The sequence below is a fragment of the Nonomuraea sp. NPDC049309 genome, from assembly GCF_043196965.1.
Taxonomy (GTDB): Bacteria; Actinomycetota; Actinomycetes; order Streptosporangiales; family Streptosporangiaceae; genus Nonomuraea; species Nonomuraea fastidiosa.
Window position 1 is genome coordinate 359543 of sequence record NZ_JBICSH010000003.1, and the last position, 21555, is coordinate 381097.

The 21555-nt window shown below is 72.1% G+C and carries 17 protein-coding genes; 9 read left to right on the top strand and 8 right to left on the bottom strand.

Annotated elements, in window-relative coordinates:
• Positions 1 to 75: 75 nt before the first annotated feature.
• The 6 genes from ACGFIM_RS22415 (at position 76) to ACGFIM_RS22440 (ending at position 5806) form a co-directional block, all read left to right on the top strand.
• Positions 76 to 1494: a CDP-alcohol phosphatidyltransferase family protein gene (locus ACGFIM_RS22415; protein WP_393203150.1), complete on the top strand. Its 1419-nt coding sequence runs from the start codon at positions 76 to 78 to the stop codon at positions 1492 to 1494.
• Positions 1491 to 2114, top strand: coding sequence for a DUF5941 domain-containing protein (locus ACGFIM_RS22420; protein WP_393203152.1), 624 nt, complete (start codon positions 1491 to 1493; stop codon positions 2112 to 2114). Before ACGFIM_RS22415 ends, ACGFIM_RS22420 begins: the two co-directional genes overlap by 4 nt.
• 75 nt (positions 2115 to 2189) lie before the next feature.
• A complete protein-coding gene (locus ACGFIM_RS22425; protein ID WP_393203154.1) occupies positions 2190 to 2924 on the top strand; it encodes a sugar phosphate nucleotidyltransferase in 735 nt (244 codons plus the stop codon).
• 29 nt (positions 2925 to 2953) lie between these two features.
• The gene (locus tag ACGFIM_RS22430; RefSeq protein ID WP_393204166.1) at positions 2954 to 3994 is read left to right on the top strand and encodes an iron-containing alcohol dehydrogenase family protein; all 1041 of its coding nucleotides are present in this window, start codon (positions 2954 to 2956) and stop codon (positions 3992 to 3994) included.
• A complete protein-coding gene (locus ACGFIM_RS22435) occupies positions 3972 to 4739 on the top strand; it encodes a CDP-alcohol phosphatidyltransferase family protein (protein ID WP_393203156.1) in 768 nt (255 codons plus the stop codon). Before ACGFIM_RS22430 ends, ACGFIM_RS22435 begins: the two co-directional genes overlap by 23 nt.
• Positions 4740 to 4921: 182 nt before the next feature.
• Positions 4922 to 5806: a glycosyltransferase family 2 protein gene (locus ACGFIM_RS22440; protein ID WP_393203158.1), complete on the top strand. Its 885-nt coding sequence runs from the start codon at positions 4922 to 4924 to the stop codon at positions 5804 to 5806.
• A 98-nt stretch (positions 5807 to 5904) separates the two neighbouring features.
• Here ACGFIM_RS22440 and ACGFIM_RS22445 read toward each other — a convergent pair whose 3' ends face one another.
• The 5 genes from ACGFIM_RS22445 to ACGFIM_RS22465 form a co-directional block, all read right to left on the bottom strand.
• On the bottom strand, positions 5905 to 6618 hold the full coding sequence (locus ACGFIM_RS22445; protein WP_393203160.1) for an acetoacetate decarboxylase family protein: 714 nt from the start codon (positions 6616 to 6618) through the stop codon (positions 5905 to 5907).
• 450 nt (positions 6619 to 7068) lie between these two features.
• Positions 7069 to 8031 (bottom strand): glycosyltransferase, encoded by a 963-nt coding sequence (locus ACGFIM_RS22450; protein ID WP_393203162.1) that lies wholly within the window; start codon positions 8029 to 8031, stop codon positions 7069 to 7071.
• Between the two features lie 56 nt (positions 8032 to 8087).
• Complete coding sequence (locus tag ACGFIM_RS22455) at positions 8088 to 10172, bottom strand: acyltransferase family protein (RefSeq protein ID WP_393203164.1); 2085 nt, start codon at positions 10170 to 10172, stop codon at positions 8088 to 8090.
• Positions 10173 to 10433: 261 nt separating this feature from the next.
• Positions 10434 to 12080: an LCP family protein gene (locus tag ACGFIM_RS22460; protein ID WP_393203166.1), complete on the bottom strand. Its 1647-nt coding sequence runs from the start codon at positions 12078 to 12080 to the stop codon at positions 10434 to 10436.
• Between the two features lie 163 nt (positions 12081 to 12243).
• Entirely contained in the window at positions 12244 to 13737 is a 1494-nt protein-coding gene (locus ACGFIM_RS22465) for a hypothetical protein (protein ID WP_393203168.1), read from the bottom strand.
• 273 nt (positions 13738 to 14010) lie between these two features.
• On the opposite strand from ACGFIM_RS22465, the gene ACGFIM_RS22470 reads away from it, so the two are divergent.
• From ACGFIM_RS22470 to ACGFIM_RS22480, 3 genes are all read left to right on the top strand, one after another.
• Positions 14011 to 16182, top strand: coding sequence for a hypothetical protein (locus ACGFIM_RS22470; RefSeq protein WP_393203170.1), 2172 nt, complete (start codon positions 14011 to 14013; stop codon positions 16180 to 16182).
• Positions 16183 to 16282: 100 nt separating this feature from the next.
• Positions 16283 to 17212: a glycosyltransferase family 2 protein gene (locus ACGFIM_RS22475; protein ID WP_393203172.1), complete on the top strand. Its 930-nt coding sequence runs from the start codon at positions 16283 to 16285 to the stop codon at positions 17210 to 17212.
• A gap of 2 nt (positions 17213 to 17214) precedes the next feature.
• Positions 17215 to 18276 carry a glycosyltransferase family 4 protein gene (locus ACGFIM_RS22480; protein ID WP_393203174.1) on the top strand — a complete coding sequence of 354 codons (1062 nt, stop codon included), beginning with the start codon at positions 17215 to 17217 and terminating at the stop codon, positions 18274 to 18276.
• Here ACGFIM_RS22480 and ACGFIM_RS22485 read toward each other — a convergent pair.
• From ACGFIM_RS22485 to ACGFIM_RS22495, 3 genes are all read right to left on the bottom strand, one after another.
• The gene (locus ACGFIM_RS22485; protein WP_393203176.1) at positions 18177 to 19136 is read right to left on the bottom strand and encodes a YbhN family protein; all 960 of its coding nucleotides are present in this window, start codon (positions 19134 to 19136) and stop codon (positions 18177 to 18179) included. The genes ACGFIM_RS22480 and ACGFIM_RS22485 overlap by 100 nt on opposite strands.
• 9 nt (positions 19137 to 19145) lie before the next feature.
• Positions 19146 to 20222 (bottom strand): hypothetical protein, encoded by a 1077-nt coding sequence (locus ACGFIM_RS22490; protein WP_393203178.1) that lies wholly within the window; start codon positions 20220 to 20222, stop codon positions 19146 to 19148.
• 107 nt (positions 20223 to 20329) lie between these two features.
• The gene (locus ACGFIM_RS22495; RefSeq protein ID WP_393203180.1) at positions 20330 to 21523 is read right to left on the bottom strand and encodes an SPFH domain-containing protein; all 1194 of its coding nucleotides are present in this window, start codon (positions 21521 to 21523) and stop codon (positions 20330 to 20332) included.
• Positions 21524 to 21555: the final 32 nt, after the last annotated feature.

The following is a 21555-nucleotide window of genomic DNA, read 5'->3' on the forward strand; positions in this document are numbered from 1 at the left end:
TGACCTGTCGCTACGCTGTGTCTACGCACCCCCCAGTCCACCGCACTCCACCCCGACCGGGAGGAGACCTGCGCTTTGCCCGACTCATTGACCCGCGACGGCACGACCACATCGGTCGTGCTGCTCGCCACGACCCCGGCAGGCAGGCTGTTCAGCGGCGACGGCACCCTGCTCGACCGGCTCAACGACCAGCTGTCCAGGCTGCCCGTGCGCGAAGTGCAGGTGATGAGCGCGGGTGGCGGGCTCGCGGCCGACCTGCGCGGCATCTCCAAGATCATACGCACGTCCGCGGGCCCGGTGGCCGTGCTGCCCGCCGACCTGGTGGCCCACACCGAGACGCTGGCGCTGCTCCTCGAACACCCCGCCCGCAGCACCGGCGCCCTGATCTCCCACGACCCCACCGCGGGCCCGCTGCGCCCGCCCGTACGCGTCGAACGCGGCAAGATCGTCGCCGCGGGCAGCTCGTTCCACCTCGTCCCCGAGGCCAACGCCACCTTCCGCGGCATGCTGATGGCCGGCGCGTCCGACCTGGGCACGCTCGCCGACGTCGCGGAAGAGCTGGCAGAGCTGGCCGAGGAGGGCAGGCTCGGCCCCGTCACCCCGGTCGAGGCGGTCGATCTGCTGCTCGTCGGGCTGGTCAGGTCGGGCGTGAGCGTGCGCGCCGCCGCGATCGGCCCGCTGCACGCCGACCGGGTGGCCGGCCAGCAGGCCGCGGACGCCGCCGTGCAGCGCCTGGCCGAGGTCGACGAGGCCAAGGTCAGGCTCGACAGCTCGGTCAAGGCCGACGACGGCTTCTTCGCCACGTTCTTCGTCTCCACCTGGACCCGCCACCTCATCAAGCCCGCCGTACGCCTCAAGGTCACCCCCAACACCGTCACCGGTGTCTCGCTGGGCCTCGCGGTGCTGGCCGCCGTGTGGTTCTCCGGCGGCACCAGGGGCGCGCTGGTGCTGGGCGCGGTGCTGCTCTACCTGTCGTTCGCGCTCGACTGCCTCGACGGCCAGCTCGCCCGCTACACGCGCACCTTCACCCCGCTCGGCGCGTGGGCCGACGGCATGTCCGACCGGTTCAAGGAGTACGCCGTCTACGTCGGCCTCGCCGCCGGGTCCGCCGACCCCGGCATCTGGTACCTCGCCGTCGCCGCGATGGTCCTCCAGGTGGTCAGGCACGCCGTCGACGCCACGTACGCGGGGGCGGTCGAGGACGGCGTCCGCGTCGGCGCGACGTGGGGCAGGCCCACCCGCTCCCTGCTGGAGTCGCGCGACCTGCGCCGCGCGCCCGGAGGGGTGCTCAAGCTCGCGCACCGCCTCGAACGCGACACGATCGCCCGCTGGCTCAAGAAGATCATCGTGCTGCCCATCGGCGAGCGCATGGCGCTGATCGCCGTCACGGCCGCGCTCTGGGACGCCCGCGTGACGTTCCTGTCGCTGCTGTGCTGGGGCGGCGTGGCCGCCCTCTACCAGCTCGCCGGACGGATCGCGAGGTCGGCCAGATGATCTCCGTGCAGATGACCCCCGTACCCAGGAGCACGGTCGTGGCCCACCGCGACGACGGGCCGCTGTCGCGCGCCATGGGCCTGCTCGTCGCCGGGCAGCTCCCGCCGCTGCCGCCGGTGCTCGCCGGCACGTTCGTGACGGGCGTGCTGCTGCTCATCGGCGTGGCGGGGGCCGACGGGCTCGCGGTGTTCGCGCCCGCCGTGACGCTGCTGCTCGCCGGCCCCGGCAGCTCGCACCCCCACGACGGCAGGTTCGACTGGCTGGTGCCGCCGATCCTGCGCCTCATCGAGTACGCCTTCATCGCCGCCTGCGGCTTCGCGCACCAGGTGCACCCCGCGCTGATCTTCGCGCTGCTCGGCGCGCTCGCCTTCCATCATTACGATCTGGTCTACCGGCTGCGCCAGCGCGTCTACCCGCCGGCCTGGCTGCCCGCGGCCGGGCTCGGCTGGGACGGCAGGATGATGGCGATCTCGCTGGTCGCCCTGTCAGGCCGGCTGAGCGGCGGTTACGCGCTCCTCGCGCTCTATCTCTGGGGGCTCTTCGGCTGGGAGAGCCTCACCTGCTGGCTCGCCACCTCGCGAACCGGGGTGGAAGCCGCGGATGCGGGAACGCAAGACTAACGCCTGATTACCCGCACGGGGGCCAAAGACGAATACTCTTTGGGCCACGGAGTCTCGCTGACTGAGGAGTGCACGTTGCTGGGAATGGTGCTGGCCGCCGGGGCCGGACGACGCCTGCGGCCGTACACCGACACGCTGCCCAAGGCGCTCGTGCCGGTCGACGGCGAAACCACGATCATGGACATCTCGCTGCGCAATCTCGCCGAGGTGGGCCTGCGCGAGGTCGTGATCGTCGTCGGTTACGCGGCGCAGGCCGTACACGAGCGCAAGGACGAGCTGGAGCAGCGCCACGGCGTCAAGCTCACCCTCGTGCACAACGACAAGGCCGAGGAGTGGAACAACGCCTACTCCCTGTGGTGCGCGCGCGACTACTTCTCCCAGGGCGTGCTGCTGGTCAACGGCGACACCGTGCACCCGGTGTCGGTCGAGAAGACCCTGCTGTCGGCCCCCGAGACCAGCGACGTGCTGCTCGCCGTCGACAACGTCAAGAAGCTGGCCGACGAGGAGATGAAGGTGACGCTGTCGCCCGAGGGGGCGCTGCGCCGCATCACCAAGCTGATGGACCCGGCCGACGCCTACGGCGAGTACATCGGCGCCACCCTCATCCGTCCCGGCGCCGCCGACCGGCTGGCCGACGCGCTGAAGGCCACGTTCGAGCGCGACCCCCAGCTCTACTACGAGGACGGCTACCAGGAGATGGTCGATCGCGGCGAGGTCATCCACACCGCGCCCATCGGCGAGGTCGACTGGGTCGAGGTGGACAACCACGACGACCTGGCCAAAGCCCGCGCCATCGCCGTTCACTACTGAGGGAGGCGCGGATGCCGCTTCTCGCGAGGATGTTGCCCGCGCCGCTGACCATGGACGTCAGGCGGGGCGCGGTGGCCGAGCTCGGCGCCCTGCTCGCCGACAGCCGCGTGGCCACCTCCGGGCGGGTCGCCGTGGCCGTCGGCCCCGGCCAGGGCGACCACATCGAGAGCCTCATCGCCCCCACGCTGGGCGAGGCCGAGGTGTTCAGGGTGGCCGACGGCACGGTCGACGCGGCCGTCTCGCTCGGGGCCGACCTGCGCAAGGGCGCCTACGAGGTGGTGGTGGGCGTCGGCGGCGGCAAGACGATCGACGCCACCAAGTACGCCGCGTCGCTGGCCGGCATCCCCATGGTCGCCGTGGCCACCAACCTGTCGCACGACGGCATCTGCTCGCCCACGGCCTCGCTGGTCTACGAGGGCGGCAAGGGCACCTTCGGGGTGCCGATGCCGCTCGCCATCCTGGTCGACCTCGACTTCGTGCACAACGCACCGAAGTCGCTGGTGCGGGCGGGCATCGGCGACGTCATCAGCAACCTGTCGGCGATCGAGGACTGGCAGCTCGGCAACGTCGAGCGCGGCGAGCCCATCGACGGCCTGGCCTGCTCGATGTCGCGCACCGCCGCCGAGGCGCTCATCGGGCGCACCGACTCGATCGAGTCCGACGCGTTCCTGACCGTGCTCGCCGAGTCGCTGATCCTCTCCGGCATGTCCATGGTGGTCGCCGGCTCATCCCGGCCCGCGAGCGGTGGAGATCATGAGATCCTTCATGCCGTGGATCAGCTCTTCCCCGGCACCTCCAACCACGGCGAGCTCGCCGGGATCGGTGCCGCCTTCTGCTTCTTCCTGCGTGAGGACCACGCCCGCGTGCAGCAGGTGGTCGGCTGCCTGCGCCGCCACGAGCTGCCCGTCGTGCCCGGCGACATCGGGCTGACGGAAGAGCAGTTCGCCGAGGTCGTCGCGCTGGCCCCGGCCACTCGCCCCGGCCGTTACACGATCCTGGAACACCTGCGCATGCAGGAGTCGGAGATCCGCGATCGGGTGGGGGACTATGTCCGGGCCTTCGCTAGCTGAGTTCAGACAGGTGGCCCAGCCCCCGGGCCACCTGGAGCGCCGCAACGGCGAGCACTGGGCGGGCGTGCTCTACATGCGCCGGCTGTCCGTCTACGTCACCTGGGCGCTGGCCAAGACCCCGGTCACGCCCAACCAGCTCACCTGGGTGATGACGGTGGCCGGGGTGGCGGCCGGTTTCGTGCTCGCCCTGCCGGGGCTGTGGGCGGCCGTCGGCGCCGCCCTGCTCATCCAGGTCTATCTGCTGCTCGACTGCTCGGACGGCGAGCTGGCCCGCTGGACGGGCAAGACCTCGCTCGCCGGCGTCTACCTCGACCGGGTCGGCGCCTACTTCGCCGAGGCGGCCGTACTGGCCGGGCTCGGCTGGCGGGCCTCTGCGGTGCTGCCCGACTGGTACACCGTGCTCGGCTTCGCCGGGGCGCTCGGCGCGATCCTCATCAAGGCCGAAAGCGACCTGGTGGAGGTGGCAAGGGCCAAGGGCGGGCTGGGCGCCTCCAGCGAGGCGGCGGCCGTGCAGTTCCGCTCGGGGCTGCTGGGGCTCGCCAGGCGGGTGCTCGCGGCCACCAGGTTCCACCGCATCGTGCAGCCCATCGAGCTGTCGCTGCTCGCGGTCGTGGCCGCGGTCATCGACGCGGTGGCCGGCGTGCCGACGGCGACGCGGGTGCTGGTCGTGGCCTGCGCCGTGGCGGCGGCGGTGCAGGTCGTGCTGCATCTGATCAGCATCATGGCATCGAGGCGACTTGCTTGATCTCGCCCGGAACCGCTCGGGCGTCTGGTCCGTCGTATTGATCGGACGTCCGCGGTTCGGTGGGGGTTCACTGTCGGTTCCGATACGCTTAGCTTCACCATCCAGACCATGCAGACCAGCAGACTCGGTGATCATGAAAGAATGCTCCGCTCGTGTTCTCAACGCGTCAGGACAGTGATTCGTTGAAGATCTCGTGCGTCATCCTCACCATGGGCAACCGGGTCGCGGAGCTGAACCGGGCGGTCGAATCCGCGCTCAACCAGGTCGACGGAGACGTCGAGGTGGTGATCGTAGGCAACGGAGCCGACGTGCCGGAGTTGTCGGCGACGCCACCCGAGGGTTCGGCCGCGGTCGTGAAGTCGATCAGGCTCGAGCACAACACCGGCATCCCCGCCGGCCGTAACCGGGGTGTCGAGGAGTGCTCCGGCGATGTCGTGCTGTTCCTCGACGACGACGGCTGGTACGCCGACCAGAAGGTCGTCTCCCACGTGCGCGACCGCTTCGCCACCGAGCCCGACCTGGCCGTCATCAGCTTCCGGGTGATGGATCCCGACGGCGGCATCGGCCAGCGCCGTCACGTGCCGCGCCTGCGCGCGGGCGACCCGCAGCGCTCGTCCCCGGTCACCACGTTCCTGGGCGGCGCGTCCGCGGTGCGGCGCTCGGCCTTTCTCCAGGTCGGCGGGCTGCCCGAGCGGTTCTTCTACGCACACGAGGAGACCGACCTGGCCTGGCGGCTGCTGGGCGAGGGCTACCGCATCGAGTACGACGCCCAGACGGTGATGTACCACCCGCAGGTGCCGCCCACCAGGCACGCGGAGTTCTACCGCCTCAACGCCCGCAACCGCGTCTGGCTGGCCAAGCGCAACCTGCCGTGGCCGCTCGCCGTCATCTACCTCCTCAACTGGGTGGTGCTCACGCTGATCCGTGAGCGCGGCTCGTCCGGCGCGCTCAAGGCGTGGTTCGGCGGCTTCATCGAGGGGCTGCGCACGTCGGCGGGCGAGCGGCGTCCCATGGCGTGGCGTACCGCGTGGCGGATGGTCAAGCTCGGCCGCCCGCCGATCGTCTGACCCGCCGCTGATCCGGCGGGCCTTCTTTTGGGCCTGCCACCGGTCCGCCCGGCCCGCTCAGAGCTCGCGGTCCTGCGTCCCAGCTTGGGAACCTTGCGTCAGAGCTCGCGGGCCTCGCCGAAGCACATCGCGGCGTGCGCCACCGTGGTGCTGAACATCGCCCGCTTGGGCAGCCCCAGCTCGCTCAGCTCCTTGGCGACGGGGTGGTTGCCCAGGCGGATCAGCGCGCCGCCGGCGCGCAGCCGGGCACCGCGCACCCGTACGGTCCACGGCACCACCCGCGTCACCCCGTCACAGTGCGTGTACGCGTCGAGCGGCGCCGTCACGCCCGCCCCCGGCACCGGCACGCCCGGCTTGATCAGCATGTCGAGCACCGGCCGCCCGTCCTTGCGCAGGATGCACCGCTTGTACGGCGAGGCCAGCCGCAGCTCGATGTCCGCCAGCTCCTTGGGGAACCCCCACAGCGACCGCCCGGCCTCCAGCGTGAACGCCTGGTCCACCGGCAGCCAGTGCACGAACACCCCCGCGTGCCGCAGCTCGCCCAGCCCCACCGATCTCGGCGCGTCCGGCCTGCGCACCAGGAAGGCCACGCCGAACTCGTGGTAGGTGTCGAGGTCGCCGTCGCGGTAGTCGATGAACACCAGCAGGCAGGCGGCCTTGCCGGGCAGCACCTCGGCGACGTCGAGTCCGGAGTAGGCGATGACCGCCCGCGCGGCGTCGGCTCGCACCGGGTAGAGGGCGCTGCACACCTCGGCGTCCCTCACCCGCACGGGCATGTCCACCGTCCGGCCCTGGATCAGATGCGATGCCATGGATCCAGTACATCAACCGCCACGCCCCGTGGCCATTCTCCGCCGCCGCCGGTCACCACTGTGTCGGAGGGAAGAAAGGTGTGTCGGAGGGAAGAAAGGCGAACCACCCGGTTCCACCCCCGAGCACTCCGCGCAGGTGCCCCTTACGTCATCCGCCAGGAGGCGGGGGCGTGAAGGGGGAGCAGGAGGCCGTCGGCTCATTCCGCCCCGCAGCCGGGCCCCGCGCAGGGAGGCCGGGGCCGGGCCGGCCAGGGGCGCACGTGCCGGGTCGCGGGCGGTCGGCGAGGATGCCGACCGGCCGGGCTGAGGCGATGGCGGTTGTGCGACGGCGGCCGGAGGCCGAGAGCGAGGGGCCGACGGCAAGAAAGCGGGAGGCGGAGGGGTGAGGCGGACGGCAGGGGAGGAGCGTCGAGGGCGGGCGGTGATCGGTGTGGCGGTGGGAAGGGTGTGTCAGACGGCCAGGGCATGGGTGGTGGTGGCGGCCCAGGACTCGGCCTGGCGGACGAAGGCGGGCGCGTGGTCCGGCCAGTGGTGGCGCAGACGGGCCTGCGCGTGCCCGTTCTTGCCCAGCCGCACCCGCAGCTCCGGATCCTCTTTCAGATCCAGTACGGCGTTCAGCACCGCGTCCAGGTCCAGCGGCACCACCATCCCGCACCCGGCCGCCTCGACCGGCCCCGCGCCCTGCGGGGTGGTGACCACCGGCAGCCCGCGCCCCATGTAGTCGAGGATCTTGGTGGGCATGGCGGTCACCGAGGCACCGGCCAGGGACAGGCCGGCCAGCGCGCCCTCGGACATGCGCAGGGCGTGCCGAAGCGGCACGTAGCCGTACCAGTCGAGCAGCCCGACCCGCTGGGCGTCGCGCAGCAGCGGGCGCACGCCGGGCGCGGCGGCCCCGATCAGGTCGACCCGGATGCCGTGCGGCACCAGGTGTTCGGCCAGCCCGATCAGCTCCATCACGCCGCGCTCGGCCGACAGGCGCCCGATGTGCACGACCCTGGTGTCGCCCGGCGGGAGCGGCGCGGGGGAGACCAGCGTCGCCTCCGGCACCTCGGCCGGCGTGATCACCCGATGGCGCTGCCGCGCGCGGTCCAGCCGCTTGGGCGCGACCCGCTCGCGGACGTCCCAGACGACCGGAGGACGACGGTGCGGCAGCGCGCGCAGCAGCCGGTGCTCGTGCACGATCAGCAGGTCGGCGCCCCGCAGGCCGCGCCTGAGCGCGGCCCTGACCCGGCCGGCGGAGGCGAGGTGCGCCACGTCCACCGGGCTCAGCTCGGCGGCGGGCGTCACGTTGAAGTGAGTGAACGGCGCCACATAGGTCACCTCGTGGCCCGCGTCGAGCAACGCCCGGATCTGGCGGTGCATGATCCGGGCGTCCTCGGGATGATGGACGGTCGTGGCGACACATGCACGCATGGATCGATGCTCCGCGCCCGTCCGGTCAACGACGTTAATGCGAAGGGAACGATCGCTTAACTTCGTGACGGCCGGCGATACAGCCAGGTGAGGCGCGGTTCGAGCATCCACTTGAACAGCGTGCGGGTCTGCGGCAGGCACAAAATGATGGCCAGCAGGAAACCGCTCGACGCGATGGCGAGCACGCCCAGCGGGCCGTACAGCCACGGCACCGACAGCCAGCCCATGTCCTTGGCGATCAGCACCGGGACGCCGTGGAGGAGGTAGCAGTAGAGCGTGCGGGTGCCGAGGTCGGTGTACCAGGTCTCCTTCCTGGGCACCAGCGCGAGGATCGCGAAGCACATCGCCAGCGCGCAGATCAGCAGGCCTGTACGCACGCCCAGGCCCATCCACCAGGACACGTGGAGGTCGTGGTAGCTGTTCTTGTAGTAGAACGGGCCGAGCGGCGCCTTGGGCGCGATGAGGATCGCCACCGCCGCCGCGCCCAGGATGGTGAAGACCGCGACGACCTTGATCCACATGCGGTTGAGCATGTCGAAGTGCTCGGGCTGCATGACCAGGCCGATCACGAAGAACGGCAGCAGGCCGAAGAAGCGGTCCATGCTGAAGTCGCCCGAGATCTGCGAGAACCCGGCGAAGAGGTAGATCGCGATCGCCACCGGCACCGGGTACCTCATCCGCTTCCACACCGGTGTGGACAGCCGCCAGAACAGCAGCGCCAGCAGGTACCAGTTGAGCCAGGCCGGGTCGATGATCGTCAGGCTCCACTTGTGGCCCAGCGCGAAGCGCAGCGCGGCGTAACCGACCTCGACGATCACGTACGGGATGAGGAACGTGTCGACGAGCTTGTTGGTCTTCGCGTTGGAGTTCCAGAAGTTCCTGGACAGGAAGCCACTGATCACCACGAACAGCGGCATGTGGAAGGTGTAGATGAAGATGTAGGCCGCGCGCGCCGAGTGCGCCGACAGCGTCGGCACCAGCGAGTGGCCGATCGGCACCAGCGCGATCAGCAGGAACTTGACGTTGTCGAGGAACGGGTCGCGCTTGCGCTTCGGCCGCTCGGCCTGCGGCTGCGGCTCCGGCCGGTCCTGCGTACGCGTGCCCGTGCCCGCCGCTGCGTCCTGAGCGCCCTTGTGCCGCTGACCGCCGCTCGCGGCCTGCCGCTCCGCCGGCTGCCCGGGCTCCTGCGTCGCCACCCGTGCGACGGGCTCCTCGGCCGCCCTCCTCGCGCGCCTGCCCTCGGGGGCGGCGGCACGGGCCTGTGCCCGCGCGTCACCGGCCTCCGCGGCCCGGCCACGCCCCTGGGAGCGCACGTCCGCGGCCTCCGCGGCCAGGCGGCGGTCCTGGCGGGCCTCGCCGACCTCCGGAGCCCGGCCACGGCCCTGCGGGCGGGCCTCGCCGGCCTCCGGGCTCCGGCCGTGAGCCGGGGAACGCTGCGCGCCGCCCTCGGCACGCCGGTCACGGGAGACCGGCTGCCCGGCCTCGGAGCGGCGACCGCCGGCGACCAGCCGCCCCGGCTCGGCACCACGGCCGTTGCCCACCGGCCGCCCGTTCTCGGCGCCGCGCCCATGGGCGGCCGGCTGCCTGGAGCCCTCCGGCGGGCGGCTTCGAAAGGGCGGGTCTTCCGCGTCCAGGACGTCGCCGGACGGCCGGTCGTCCTCGGCGTGACGGCCACGCGAGAACGCGTGCCCGGCGTCGGAGCGGCGCCCGTTGGAGTCCGCGGCGTCGGACGCCGCGCTGCCGAAGTACGGGTGCACGGCATCGGCGCCGCGCTCGCCGGAACGGGCGCTGGCGGCGTCCGCGTCACGGCCGGCGGCGACCGGGCCGCGCCCGTCGGCGGTGGGGCGGCCGTCGGCGTGGAGGCCGCCTGCGTCCGAGCGGTGGCCGCCGGCGTGGGGGCGGCCGTCGGAGCCGTGGTCGTCGGAGTAGGGGTGTCCGGCCTCCGCGTGCCGGCCGTTGGAGCGCGATCGTCCTGACTCCGCGTCGCGGGCGTGCGAGCGCCCGGCCTCGGGGCCGATGCCGCGGGGCCGGGGCTCGGGAGCCGGGTCATCCGGCGTGACGGCCGGCTGGGGCTGCGTCAGCTCGCCTGGCGCCACACCGTGCGGGTCGGTGGACTCGCTCCAGAAGGTCTCTTCCGGCATCGGCCATCGGGCTCCCGTGTTGGCAGGTCCCTCCTCATCGGGACGCCGCGGGGTCGTGGCCGGTCGGGAGGATCTGGTGTCAGACACAGAAGGAAGTCGCTCAGCTTCGCTCGGGGCCGGGGAACACGACGGCAGCGCGGTCATGGACCGTACACGGTCCGTTTCGCGCTGCGTCGCCGACCCGCAACAGCCTAGCCCGCCTCAGGACTCCTGTCTCTCGCAGACGGCCGTATCGGCGCGTTACACAGCGAACTTGGAGCCTCAGGTGCACACGTTCTTCTGCTCGGACGCGGTGATGGTGCTGTTCTCGACGCTGTCGGGCAGCTTGGTGACCTTGACCGACTCGAAGTCCTCGCCCACCACGAGCTGGATCACCGGGGTGCCCTTGGCGGGCGCTCCCGCGGTGGTCGTGGTGGCCGCCGAGGTGTACGGCTGCGCCCCGGCCGCCTTCACCTTGCCGGCGGCGGCCTGCGGCTTGGGCAGGACGGCTCCGGCGAGCGCGGTGGCGTGGTCGGCGCCGGTGGCGGCCGTCTTGGCGTAGTGGATCTCGGTCTTGGCCAGGCTCGCGCCGCCGGGGGCCTCGTAGTTGCCCAGCCCCACGACGTTGAAGCCCTGCTTGGCCAGCATGTCGGCGACCTCGCGGGCCTTGCCGACGGTCTTGGTGCCGTTGAGCACCTGGACGCGCACCTGTTCCGGCTTGATGTTCGCCTTCGGCTTGGCGGCCGTCTGGGTGTCCGTCTCGGCCGGCTTGGTGACCTCGGTGTCGGTCTTGATCGCGGTGAACAGCTCGTTGGCGTCGGGCTGCTTCCAGATCACCCGGTTCTCGTCCTGGGGGTCGGGCAGCCAGGGCACCGTGGTGAACTGCACGCCGTTGGCCGTCATCTTCTTCGCGCTCATCGCGATCTCGATGAGCCGTTCGGTGTCGTTGGCCAGCTCGGGGTCCATGGTGACGGAGCTGGCGGCGGCGGCGATGAAGTCGCGCAGCCGGCCCACGTCGGTCAGCAGCTCGCTGCTGGTGGCCTTGGCGACGACCTTGCTGAGGAAGATCTGCTGGCGCTTGATGCGCTGGATGTCGCTGCCGTCGCCGTACTTGCGCAGGCGTACGTAGCCGAGCGCCTTCTCACCGTCGAGCAGGCTCTTGCCGGGCGGCAGCACCAGCTTGGAGGCCTTGTCGTTGACGCCGGACTTCAGGCAGATCTCGATGCCGCCGAGCGCGTCGACGATGTTCTTGAAGCCGCTGAAGTCGACCTCGACGAAGTGGTTGATGCGGATGCCGGTGAGGGTTTCGAGGGTGGAGATCGTGCAGGCGATGCCGCCCGTGTTGTACGCCGAGTTGATCATGTCGCGGCGCGGCGGCATCTCCTGCTTGGTGGTCTCGTTCTTGCACTTGGGGATCTGCACCATGGAGTCGCGCGGGAAGCTGATCAGCCGCGCCTTGTCGCGGTCGGGCGACAGGTGCAGGAGGATGATCGTGTCGGTGCGCTTGCCGCCCGCGTCGGCGGTGCGGGCCATCTTCTGGCCGTATTTCGCGTTGCCGGCCCCCGCCCGCGAGTCGGAGCCGACGAGCAGCACGTTGAGCGCGCCGGTGTCGGGGGGCCGCGGGTTGATGATGTCTTCTTTGACGCTCTTCTCGTTGATGTTGCCGAAGGCGTCGCGGTAGGCGGTGTACGCGGTCAGCGCCCCCGCCACCATGGCCGTGGTGACGCCGATGCTGACCCACGCCAGCACGCGCATCTTGGTCTGGCCGCCGCCCGAGCCGCCGGAGCGGCGGCTGCGCGGTGGGCGGTCGTCGGGCGGTGGCGGCGGTGCGGCCGCCGCCCTGCGCGCCATCCGGCTGCCCGGCTGCGTGGGGGCGGATCGGCGGCCGTGCGCGGAGTCGACGACCGGCACGCTCCTGTAGTCAGTCATACGCCCCCCGACCTCACTCCTTGCGCCGCCGGTTCGGTCGCTTCGCGCCACGAGACTAGGTCACGTACGGCGTGCCACGGGCCATGAACGTGGGGAACGGCCGTGACCCGGGCGTGATGTTTCCGCGGCACAGCATACTCAGAGCCGGACATTTGGTGGAATATCATCGCCAAACTCTTTCTCCGCGACCAGGTCGTCCTCGCTCGTCGCGTCGTCGTTCGCGTCGTCTCACCTCCGCGGGCCCGATGGCGAGGGCCGCCGCCAGACAGGCCACCGGTACGGCCGGCAGCACGTACCGGTAGTCGAACTCGGCGGCCGCGGCCGGTGTGATCAGCAGCACGAGAGCCACCGACCAGGGCACCGGCCAGGCCGGAGGCACCGCGAGGTGCCTGCCCGCGCGCCTGCGGGCGATCGCCGCCACCGGTGGCACGAGCAGGATCGCCAGCAGCAGCGATCCGGGCAGGCGTGCCACGCTCTGGTAGGCCCGAAGCCAACCGGCATACGGCTCGACGATCTCCGTGCCGATCGCACCCTGCTCGTAGAGCTTGGCATACTCGGCGCCCACCTGCGCGGGATAGCGGCCAGGCGGGCCCGGGCGCTCGGCGGGGAACTGGTAGTAGCCGTAGATCTCGGCGTCGGGGTAGATCGGCCGGTCCCAGCGGAACGTGCGGCCCAGCTCCACCAGCATCGACTTCGCGTAATCGAACGGCTGCGAGGTGATCGCGAGCATCGCGAACCTCGCCGCGAGGTCGTCGGTCTCCTTCGTGAACGTGATGCCCGGACGCCGCACCAGCGGGGAGTCCTGGGCCCAGATGTACTCCTGCGACGGCGGCCGCTGCCCGGGCGGGCGCGGGTCGCACAGCTCCCTGAGGTCGGGCGGCGGGTCCATCTCGGCACAGTCGGCGAACGACATCGTGCGGGCGTACAGGAAGACTCCGTTCGCACCTATCAGGCCCACCCGCTGGTAGGTCGCGTAGAACCAGGCGCCGTACGCGATGACCGGCACCAGCGCCGCGGCCAGCAGCACCCCCGCGGGCCTGAACCGCCCGCGCAGCAGGAACCACGCCGCGAGCACCACGATGAGCGGCTGCCCGACGGTCCTGGTCAGCGTGGCGGCGGCGAGCAGCAGCCCGATGCCCGCGACCGTGAGCGCCGCCGGCCGCGCCCGCACGGCGAGCACCACCGCGCTCGCCACGAGGAACATGAACAGCGTGTCCGAGACGAGCAGGTGCTCCAGCTCGATCTGGTACGCGTCCAGCAGCACCGGCACCGTGGCCAGCGTCGCCGCCCACCTGGGCGCGCGGTGGGCCGCACGGTAGATCAGCACGCCGGTCGCGAGGCCCAGCAGGTGCTGCGCCGCCGTCACCGCACCGAACGCGTGCAGCGGCTCCAGCAGCTTGAGGAACATCGAGTAGCCGGCCGGGCGCACCAGGTCGGGCCGGGGCCTGAAGACGGTGACGATGTAGGTGTAGGAGTCGGGGAACCACAGGGCGGGGCGGTAGCCGAGCATCGCGAGCGCCCGCAGCAGCGCGCCGAGCCCCAGCACCAGCAGGAACCACCGGTGCCGCCGCACCCGCTCCCGCATCCCGGCCGCCCGCCGCCTCCTGCCCCGGCCGGGGCCGATGTCCTCGGCGGGCTCTCCGGCCGCGGCAGGCACTCCGGGCCGCGCGGGCTCCCCGGGTCCGGCCGGTCCCGGCGGCTCCGCCGGTTTCGCGGGCTTCGCGGCGTTTGCGAGATCCGCGGCGTCGGCGGGCTCCCCGGGCCTTCCGGCGTGTGCTTCCGCCATCACCCGCTGGTCCTCCCCATTTCCGGCACGTCGCGTACGCTACCGGCGTTCGCGACCATCCCGAGCCTCCGGCCCCGTCCCGGGCGCCCGGCGGCCTCCCCGCGGACGCGGCTTGTGCGCGGGGTTGGATACGCTCGGTCTCCGATGGAACACGATCATCGTCCCGGCCGGTGGCTCGCCACGCTGTCGGTGCTGCCCGCGTCGGCCGTGGCGGGCTGGCTGCTCGCCGGGTTTCCGCTGTTGCTGCTCGGCTGGTTCAGGCCGGTCCCCGTCACGATCCTCGGCGGGGCCGCGGCGGCGCTGCTGTGCTGGGCGGGCACCCGCGGCCTGCGGTCCGCCGCGGCGGTCGCGGTCCCGGTCCGGGCCGGCGAGCCCGGGAGCCTGGTCAGGGACGGCGAACCCGAGAGCACGGTCCGGGACGGTGAGCCCGGGAGCCCGCCGCCGGACGCCGGGCCGAAGAGCCTCCAGGCCGAGCCCGGCGGCGGCCTGTGGGCGTCCTGGTGGCAGCTCTTCGGGCTCGTGGGCGTGGCGCTGGCGTCCGGGATCTTCAACGCGCTCCTGCACTCGGAGCAGCTCGCCGTCAGGCGCGACCCGGCCACCTACGCCCAGTACGCCGCCTGGATCGCGGGCCACGGCTCGCTGCCGATCCCGGTGCACCCCGAGGCGTTCGGCGGCCCCGACCCGGGCCTCGAGTTCGACAGCATCGGGTTCTACGCCGTGGACGGCGGGGTGCTGCCGCAGTTCATGCCGGGCCCGCCGATGCTGTTCGCGATCGGCGACTGGCTGGGCGCGCCGTTCATGATGCCCGTCGTGCTCGGCGCGCTCGCGGTGCTCACGCTGGGCGGCGTGGTGGCGCGGCTGGCCGGGGCGCGGTGGGCCGTGGTGGCGGCGACGGCGTTCGCGATCTGCATTCCGGTCCTCTACACGTCGCGGACCACGTTCAGCGAGATCCCGTCGATGATCCTGCTGTTCGGCGGGCTGGCGCTGGCCTGCGACGCGCTTGCGGGCACCTCGCCCACGGGAGCCGGCCGGGCGGGCCGGCTGACGGCGCTGCTCGCCGGGCTGGTGTCCGGGCTCGCGGTGCTGGTGCGGATCGACGGGCTGCGCGACGTGCTGCCGGTGCTCGCCTTCGCCGGGCTGCTGATCGCGCTGCGCAGGCTGGGCCGCCCGGTGGGCCGCCTGGGTCTCCCGCTGCTCGCGGGGCTGCTGGCCGGTGCCGGCATCGGGCTCGCGGCGGCGTACCTGCTGGCCAGGCCGTACCTGCACTACCTGTCGGGCTCGGTGCGGCCGCTGCTGTTCATCAGCGCCGCCGTCCTCGTGCTGACCGCCGCGGGCACGGCCGCCGCCCCCGCGCTGGCCCGCCTGCGCATGCCCCGGTGGGTGCCGAGGACCGGCGCGGTGCTGACCGTGCTGCTCATGGTGGCCCTGTACGCCCGCCCGTGGTACCAGACGGTCACCAGGCACCCGGCGAACCCGGACGACTGGCGCACGTACGAGATGATCCGGCAGATCCAGCGCGCCAACGGCCTGCCGGAGGACGGCACCCGCCTGTACTTCGAGAACTCCCTGCACTGGGTCACCTGGTACCTCGGCCCCGCCACGCTGGCGCTGGCCACGATCGCCGCCGCGCTCCTCGTGCGCCGCCTGCTGCGCGACGGCTCCTCGTTCCCCTGGCTGCTGCCGCTCGCGGTGGTGGGCTGGACGACGGTCACCACGCTGCTGCGCCCTGAGATCACCCCCGACCATCCGTGGGCCGCCCGCCGCCTGGTGCCGGTGGTGATCCCCGGAGTGATCCTGCTGGCCGCCTACGGGCTGGTCCGGCTGCGGCGGCTCATGGACCGGCACGGCCCGCTGGTGCTCAAGTGGGGCACGGTGCTGGCGGTGCTGCTGGTGCTCGTGCCGCCCGCGGTGACGTCGATCGGCACCGCGTTCACGCCGGTCGAGCGGGGCGAGGCGGCGGCGATCGAGGCGATGTGCGCGCGCATCCCCGAGCGGGCGTCGGTGCTGTTCGTGGAGCGGGTGACCGGTGATCGGTTCGTCCAGGTCGTACGGGGGATGTGCGATCGTCCGGCGGCGCGGGTGAAGCGGCAGGGCGACGACGTCGCGCCGCAGAGCGAGGTGCGCCGCCAGATCGAGCGGGTGCGCGCGGCGGGCCGGATCCCGGTGCTGATGGGGGCCGAGGAGCCGCAGGTCTCGCCGTACGGACCGGCCATCCAGGTGATGCGGCTGGTGACCCGGCAGGACGAGCGGTCGCTCACTGAAGCTCCCAATGCCACATGGTCACTGAGAATCAACGTCTGGATGACCGTGGCCTGACCGGGATGAGTCACACTGGGAGGAGAAGCCCCGCAAGCCGGGGCTCCCGCTGGGGCGATGTGCACTCGCCTTCCAGTGGGGCAGAGTAACCTCGACCCCCGTGAGCACGCCAGAGACCCCCAAGAGTGGAACCGCCGTGGAAGAAGCGCCGTACGTCACGATCGTCCTGCCCTGCTACAACGAGCAGGACCACGTCATCGACGAGGTGGAGCGCATCACCAAGGCGATGGACTCGAGCGGCTACACGTACGAGCTCGTCGCCATCGACGACTGCTCCACCGACGAGACTCTGGCGCGGCTGAAGGAGGCCGCACCCGACTACCCGCACCTGCGCGTGCGCGCCTTCCACCGCAACGGCGGCTCCGGCACCGTGCGGCGCATCGGCACGCAGGAGGCCAGGGGCGAGATCGTGGTGTGGACCGACGCCGACATGTCCTACGCCAACGAGCGCATCCCCGAGCTGGTGCAGATCCTGGAGAAGGACCCGTCGATCGACCAGGTGGTGGGGGCGCGCACCAGCGAGGAGGGCTCACACAAGCTGCTGCGCGTGCCGGCCAAGTGGGTGATCCGCAAGATCGCCGAGATGCTGGCGGGCCAGAAGATCCCCGACCTCAACTCCGGCCTGCGGGCCTTCCGCAAGGAGGTGGCGCGGCCCTACCTGCGGCTGCTGCCTCCCGGGTTCTCGTGCGTCACGACGATCACGCTGTCGTTCCTGATGAACCAGCACGACATCTACTACCTGCCGACGGAGTACTCCAAGCGGGCCGGCAAGTCCAAGTTCAGCTTCGTCTCCGACGCCTACCGCTACATCCTCCAGGTGCTGCGGATGATCATGTACTTCAACCCGCTCAAGGTGCTCATGCCGCCGGCGCTGTGGCTGGTCGGCATCGGGTTCGTCAAGGGCGTCTGGGACATGATCCAGCACCCGTTCTACTTCCCCGCCAACACCGTCATGATCTTCCTGTCGGGCCTGCTGATCGGGGCCGTGGCGCTGCTCGCCGACCTGATCGTGCGCTCGCGGGGCGAGTGACCGTGCGCATCGCGATCGTCGGGCCCACCTACCCGTACAAGGGCGGCGGGGCCCAGCACACCACGGAGCTGGCGCACCGGCTGTCGGCGCTCGGCCACGACGTGGTGATCGAGTCGTGGCGCGCCCAGTACCCGTCGTTCCTCTACCCGGGGCAGCAGACGATCTCCGAGCCCGAGGGCACCCCGTACGACAGGACGCTGCGCAGGCTCGACTGGCGGCGGCCCGACGGCTGGGTGGCGGCCGGGCGGCGGCTGCGCTCGGCCGACCTGGTCGTGCTCGCCGTGCTCAGCCCCGTGCAGGTGCCCCCCTACCTCGGCATCCTGTACGGGCTCAAGCGCCGCGCCCGCACGGTCGCGCTCTGCCACAACGTGCTGCCGCACGAGCGCAAGTTCTACGACGAGCCGCTGATGAAGGCGCTGCTCGGCCGGGTCGACGGCGTGCTCGCCCACTCCGAGCAGCAGGCGGAGCTGGCGCGCGGGCTCGCCGCCACGCCGGTCAGCGTGGCCGGGCTGCCGCCGCACCTGCCGTCCACGACGGCGGAGCGCTCGCAGGAGGTCCACCGCAGGCTGCTGTTCTTCGGCATCGTGCGCCCGTACAAGGGGCTCGACCTGCTGCTGCGGGCGCTGCCCGAGGGCGTCTCGCTGACCGTGGCGGGGGAGTTCTGGAGCGGGCTCGAGGAGACGAAGGCGCTGATCGCCGAGCTGGGCATCGGCGACCGCGTGGAGCTGCGGCCCGGCTACGTCGCGGCGAGCGAGGTGCCGAAGCTGTTCGCCCGCGCCGACGCGCTCGTGCTGCCCTACCGCAGCGCCACGGCCAGCCAGAACGTCTGGCTCGGCCACGAGCACGGCGTGCCGGTGATCGCCACCCGGGTGGGCGCGCTGGCCGAGCACATCACCGACGGCGTTGACGGCCTGCTGGTCGAGCCCAACGACGTGGGCGCGCTGCGCGCGGCGATCGAGCGGTTCTACGCCTCGGGCGAGCCGGAGAGGTTGCGGTCGGGAGTCAAGGCGGTCGACCCCGAGCCGTTCTGGTCGGCGTACGCGACGGCTCTGCTCGCCGCCTGACGGCCGAGCAGCACGAACAGCCCCGCCAGCGCGGCGTCGGCGAGCGTGAACGCCACCCGCGACACGATCGCCACCGCGAGCGCCGCCGGCGTGCCGATGAGCGGCCCCAGCACCAGCACCAGGGCGCCCTCCCTGACGCCGACGCCGGCCGGCACCACGACAGTCAGGATGCCGGTCGCCCAGGCGAACGCGTACGCGCCGGTCGCGATCACGTAGAGGTCTGCGCGATCCGCGACGAGCCAGACGTGCAGGCCGTAGACGATCCAGCCGAGCGCCGTCCAGCCCACCGCCACCAGCACCGTACGGCCGGGCAGCACGCTCTCCAGCGGCTCCCTGCGCGCGATCCGCAGCGCCAGGTTGAGGCCCCAGGCCAGCACCTTCGGGTGCAGGCAGACGATGATGACCGGCACCAGCAGCACGAGGTACCACGCCTGCCGCACCGCCTCCAGCGTGCCCAGCGTGGCCGCCGCGATCGAGATCGCCACCCCGAGGTTGATCACCAGGCCGAGCGAGATCGTGGCGAACGTGCGGCGCGGCGGGCTGCCGTGGTCGCGGCCGAGGTCCATCATCGCCGCGTACGCCCACACCGCGCCCGGGATGTACTTCCCGAGCTGGCCCACGAACATGATCCGCCCGGCGATCGGCAGCGGCACCCGCGTGCCCAGCCCTGCCAGGATCTCCCGCCAGGCCACCAGCATGAAGAACTGGCCGAGCAGCACGGACCCGAACGCGCCGAGCACGGCCCACGGCGACATGCGCGACAGCGCGTCGGTGGTCTCCTGCCAGTTGGAGGCGAGCCCGTAGCCGAGGAAACCGAGCGCGACCAGGGCGAGGAGGAAGCGCAACAGTCGGCGGAGCATTGGGCCAGGTTACGCGCGGTACACCTGGTAAAGCCAGACGACGCAGGCGATGAGCGCGAGCGCGGCCGTCACCGCCGCGACGATCTTCACCGCGCTGTACGGCCGCTCGCCCTGGACCTCCCCGCTCACGCCGTTGATGAGCACCTGGTACGTCCTGCCGCCGAACACGTAGCTGCCCACCCAGACCGGCAGCAGCATCAGCTTGAACCTGACGTCCGAGTAGCGCGTGTCCACCCGGAGCAGCCGCTGGACGTCGCCGCCGATGTCGCGCTTGCAGTCCGCCTCGATGACCTTGGCCATGATGCCCTTCGCCTGCTCGAGGCCCGTCTGCGGCTCGACGTCGTAGCGCAGGCTGTGGTGCCCGGTCACGTACGCGGGCTCGTACGGCAGCGCCTGCTTCAGCGGCCACGGCTCCAGCTTGGCGAGCCGGTCGGCGGGAAGCCGCCGGGTGGCGGGGACCAGCACGTCGTCGAAGTCGCGGGACACCCGGCCGCGCGCCGGGTACCAGCGGGTGCGCCGCTCGCGGCGGGTGGTCTTGCGGCCGTCGGGGCCTCTGCGGGTGGTGGTGACGTAGTAGTGCTCGCCGCGCTTGCCGGTGTAGTCGGAGACCGTGCGGGCGTCGTACGTCCAGTGCGGCAGGTACGTGCTCTTCATGGTCTCCGCCTCGGAGACCTTCTTCAACCGGTTCGGGGCGAACCAGCGGGTGCGCACATACCTGCGCAGGGCGTGCCGTGCGCCGTTCCTGTCGAGCGCGAACGGCAGCACCGCCTCGGGCGCGATCTGCTCCTCGGCCGCCGTGTCCGCGACCAGGGGAGTGCCGCAGAACTGGCAGGCCCGCGACAGCGCGTCGCTCTCGGTGCGCGCGCCGCAGCCCGGGCAGGAGAACCTGTTCGGCGCGAGCGCGCGGACGCGCGGCTTGGCGAGGAAGGCGTCGTAGGAGAACTCGCGGACCTGCCGCGCGGGTGGCGCGATCCGCTGCTCGAAGCCGCAGTACGGGCAGCGCAGCGCGAGGGTCCCTGGGGCGTACTCCACGCTCGCGCCGCACCCCTGGCACGGATGGGCGGGCGTCTGGGTGGGCGAGGACATTGCTGTGCTCCTGGTCGGGCTCCTGGTGGGGCTCCTGGTCGGCGCTGGTCGTGCGGGGCCGTGGCCGGGCGCTGTGCTCCTGGTCGGGCTCCTGGTGGGGCCGCCGGTCAGGCGGGCGGGAGCGGGGGAGGCATGTCGCGCAGCAGCGCGGCCAGCTCGGGCACGTCGCGGGCGGGCAGCCACTGCGGCATCCCGGACGTCCACACGAGCGTGCCGTCGGTCAGCCCGGCCGCCCTCAGGTCCTTCTCCGCGTACGGGCCGCGCTGCTCGCCGCCCACCCCGATGTACCAGGTCCGCGGCAGCGGCGGCGGCCCGCCCTGAGGCGCCTGGCCCGGGGCGGCCTGAGCGGCCTGCGGCGCCTGCGGCGGGGCGTCCTGCGGCGGTTGCGGCATCTGCGGGGCCGGGGATGTTCGCGGGGCCTGCGGCGTTTGCGGGGCTTGGGGCGTCTGGGGCTGGAGCGCGGCGGCGAGGTGCTGCCCGGCGGCCGCCCCCATGCCCATGCCGATCCCGAGCCCCACGCCCTCGCCGGTGCCGCCGGCCTGGTCGAGCGCATTGGCCGCCTGGAAGCGGGCGTACTCGCCGAGATCCCCCACGATCTTCATCTGGGAGCGCTTGTCGAGCGCCTGCTCCACCTCCGGCGGCAGCGAGATGTTCTCGATGGTGAACGCGGGGATCGCAAGGCCCACCCCGGCGAGGTCCTCGGTCAGCGCCCGCGCGATCCGCCGGCTGATCTCGTGCTGCCCGGCGGCGAGGTCGAGCAGAGGGACCCCGGCGGTGGCGAGCGCGTTGGCGAGCCGGCCCACGACCATCTGCCGCAGGTAGCCCTCCACCTCCTCGGTGCGGAATTGCGGGTCGGTCCCGGCCAGCTCCCGCAGCAGCGCGCGGGCGTCGGTCACCCTGGCCGAGTACGCGCCGAACGCCCGTAGCCGTACGGGCCCGAACTCGGGGTCGCGCACGATGATCGGGTTGCGCGTGCCCCACTTGAAATCGGCGAACTGCCGGGTGCTGACGAAGTACACCTCGGCCTTGAAGGGGGAGTGGAAGCCGTGCTTCCAGCCCTTCAGCGTGGACAGGACGGGCAGGTTCCGCGTCTCCAGCGTGTACGAGCCGGGCGCGAACGCGTCCGCGATGCGGCCCTCGTTGACGAAGACGGCGACCTGCGACTCGCGCACGATGAGCCGGGCGCCCATCTTGATCTCGTTGTCGTACCGGGGAAAGCGCCAGACGAGGGTGTCGCGGCTGTCGTCCAGCCACTCGACGATGTCGATGAACTCGCCGCGGATCTTGTCGAAAAGCGCCACTGTGCCCCCATTCGTCAGCCTTCCGCTGGGTC

Coding starts and splice junctions, on each gene's coding strand:
- ACGFIM_RS22420 (WP_393203152.1), top strand. CDS start 1,491: ATGATCTCCGTGCAGATGACCCCCGTACCCAGGAGCACGGTCGTGGCC.
- ACGFIM_RS22430 (WP_393204166.1), top strand. CDS start 2,954: ATGTTGCCCGCGCCGCTGACCATGGACGTCAGGCGGGGCGCGGTGGCC.
- ACGFIM_RS22435 (WP_393203156.1), top strand. CDS start 3,972: ATGTCCGGGCCTTCGCTAGCTGAGTTCAGACAGGTGGCCCAGCCCCCG.
- ACGFIM_RS22445 (WP_393203160.1), bottom strand. CDS start 6,618: ATGGCATCGCATCTGATCCAGGGCCGGACGGTGGACATGCCCGTGCGG.
- ACGFIM_RS22450 (WP_393203162.1), bottom strand. CDS start 8,031: ATGCGTGCATGTGTCGCCACGACCGTCCATCATCCCGAGGACGCCCGG.
- ACGFIM_RS22455 (WP_393203164.1), bottom strand. CDS start 10,172: ATGCCGGAAGAGACCTTCTGGAGCGAGTCCACCGACCCGCACGGTGTG.
- ACGFIM_RS22460 (WP_393203166.1), bottom strand. CDS start 12,080: ATGACTGACTACAGGAGCGTGCCGGTCGTCGACTCCGCGCACGGCCGC.
- ACGFIM_RS22470 (WP_393203170.1), top strand. CDS start 14,011: ATGGAACACGATCATCGTCCCGGCCGGTGGCTCGCCACGCTGTCGGTG.
- ACGFIM_RS22485 (WP_393203176.1), bottom strand. CDS start 19,136: ATGCTCCGCCGACTGTTGCGCTTCCTCCTCGCCCTGGTCGCGCTCGGT.
- ACGFIM_RS22490 (WP_393203178.1), bottom strand. CDS start 20,222: ATGTCCTCGCCCACCCAGACGCCCGCCCATCCGTGCCAGGGGTGCGGC.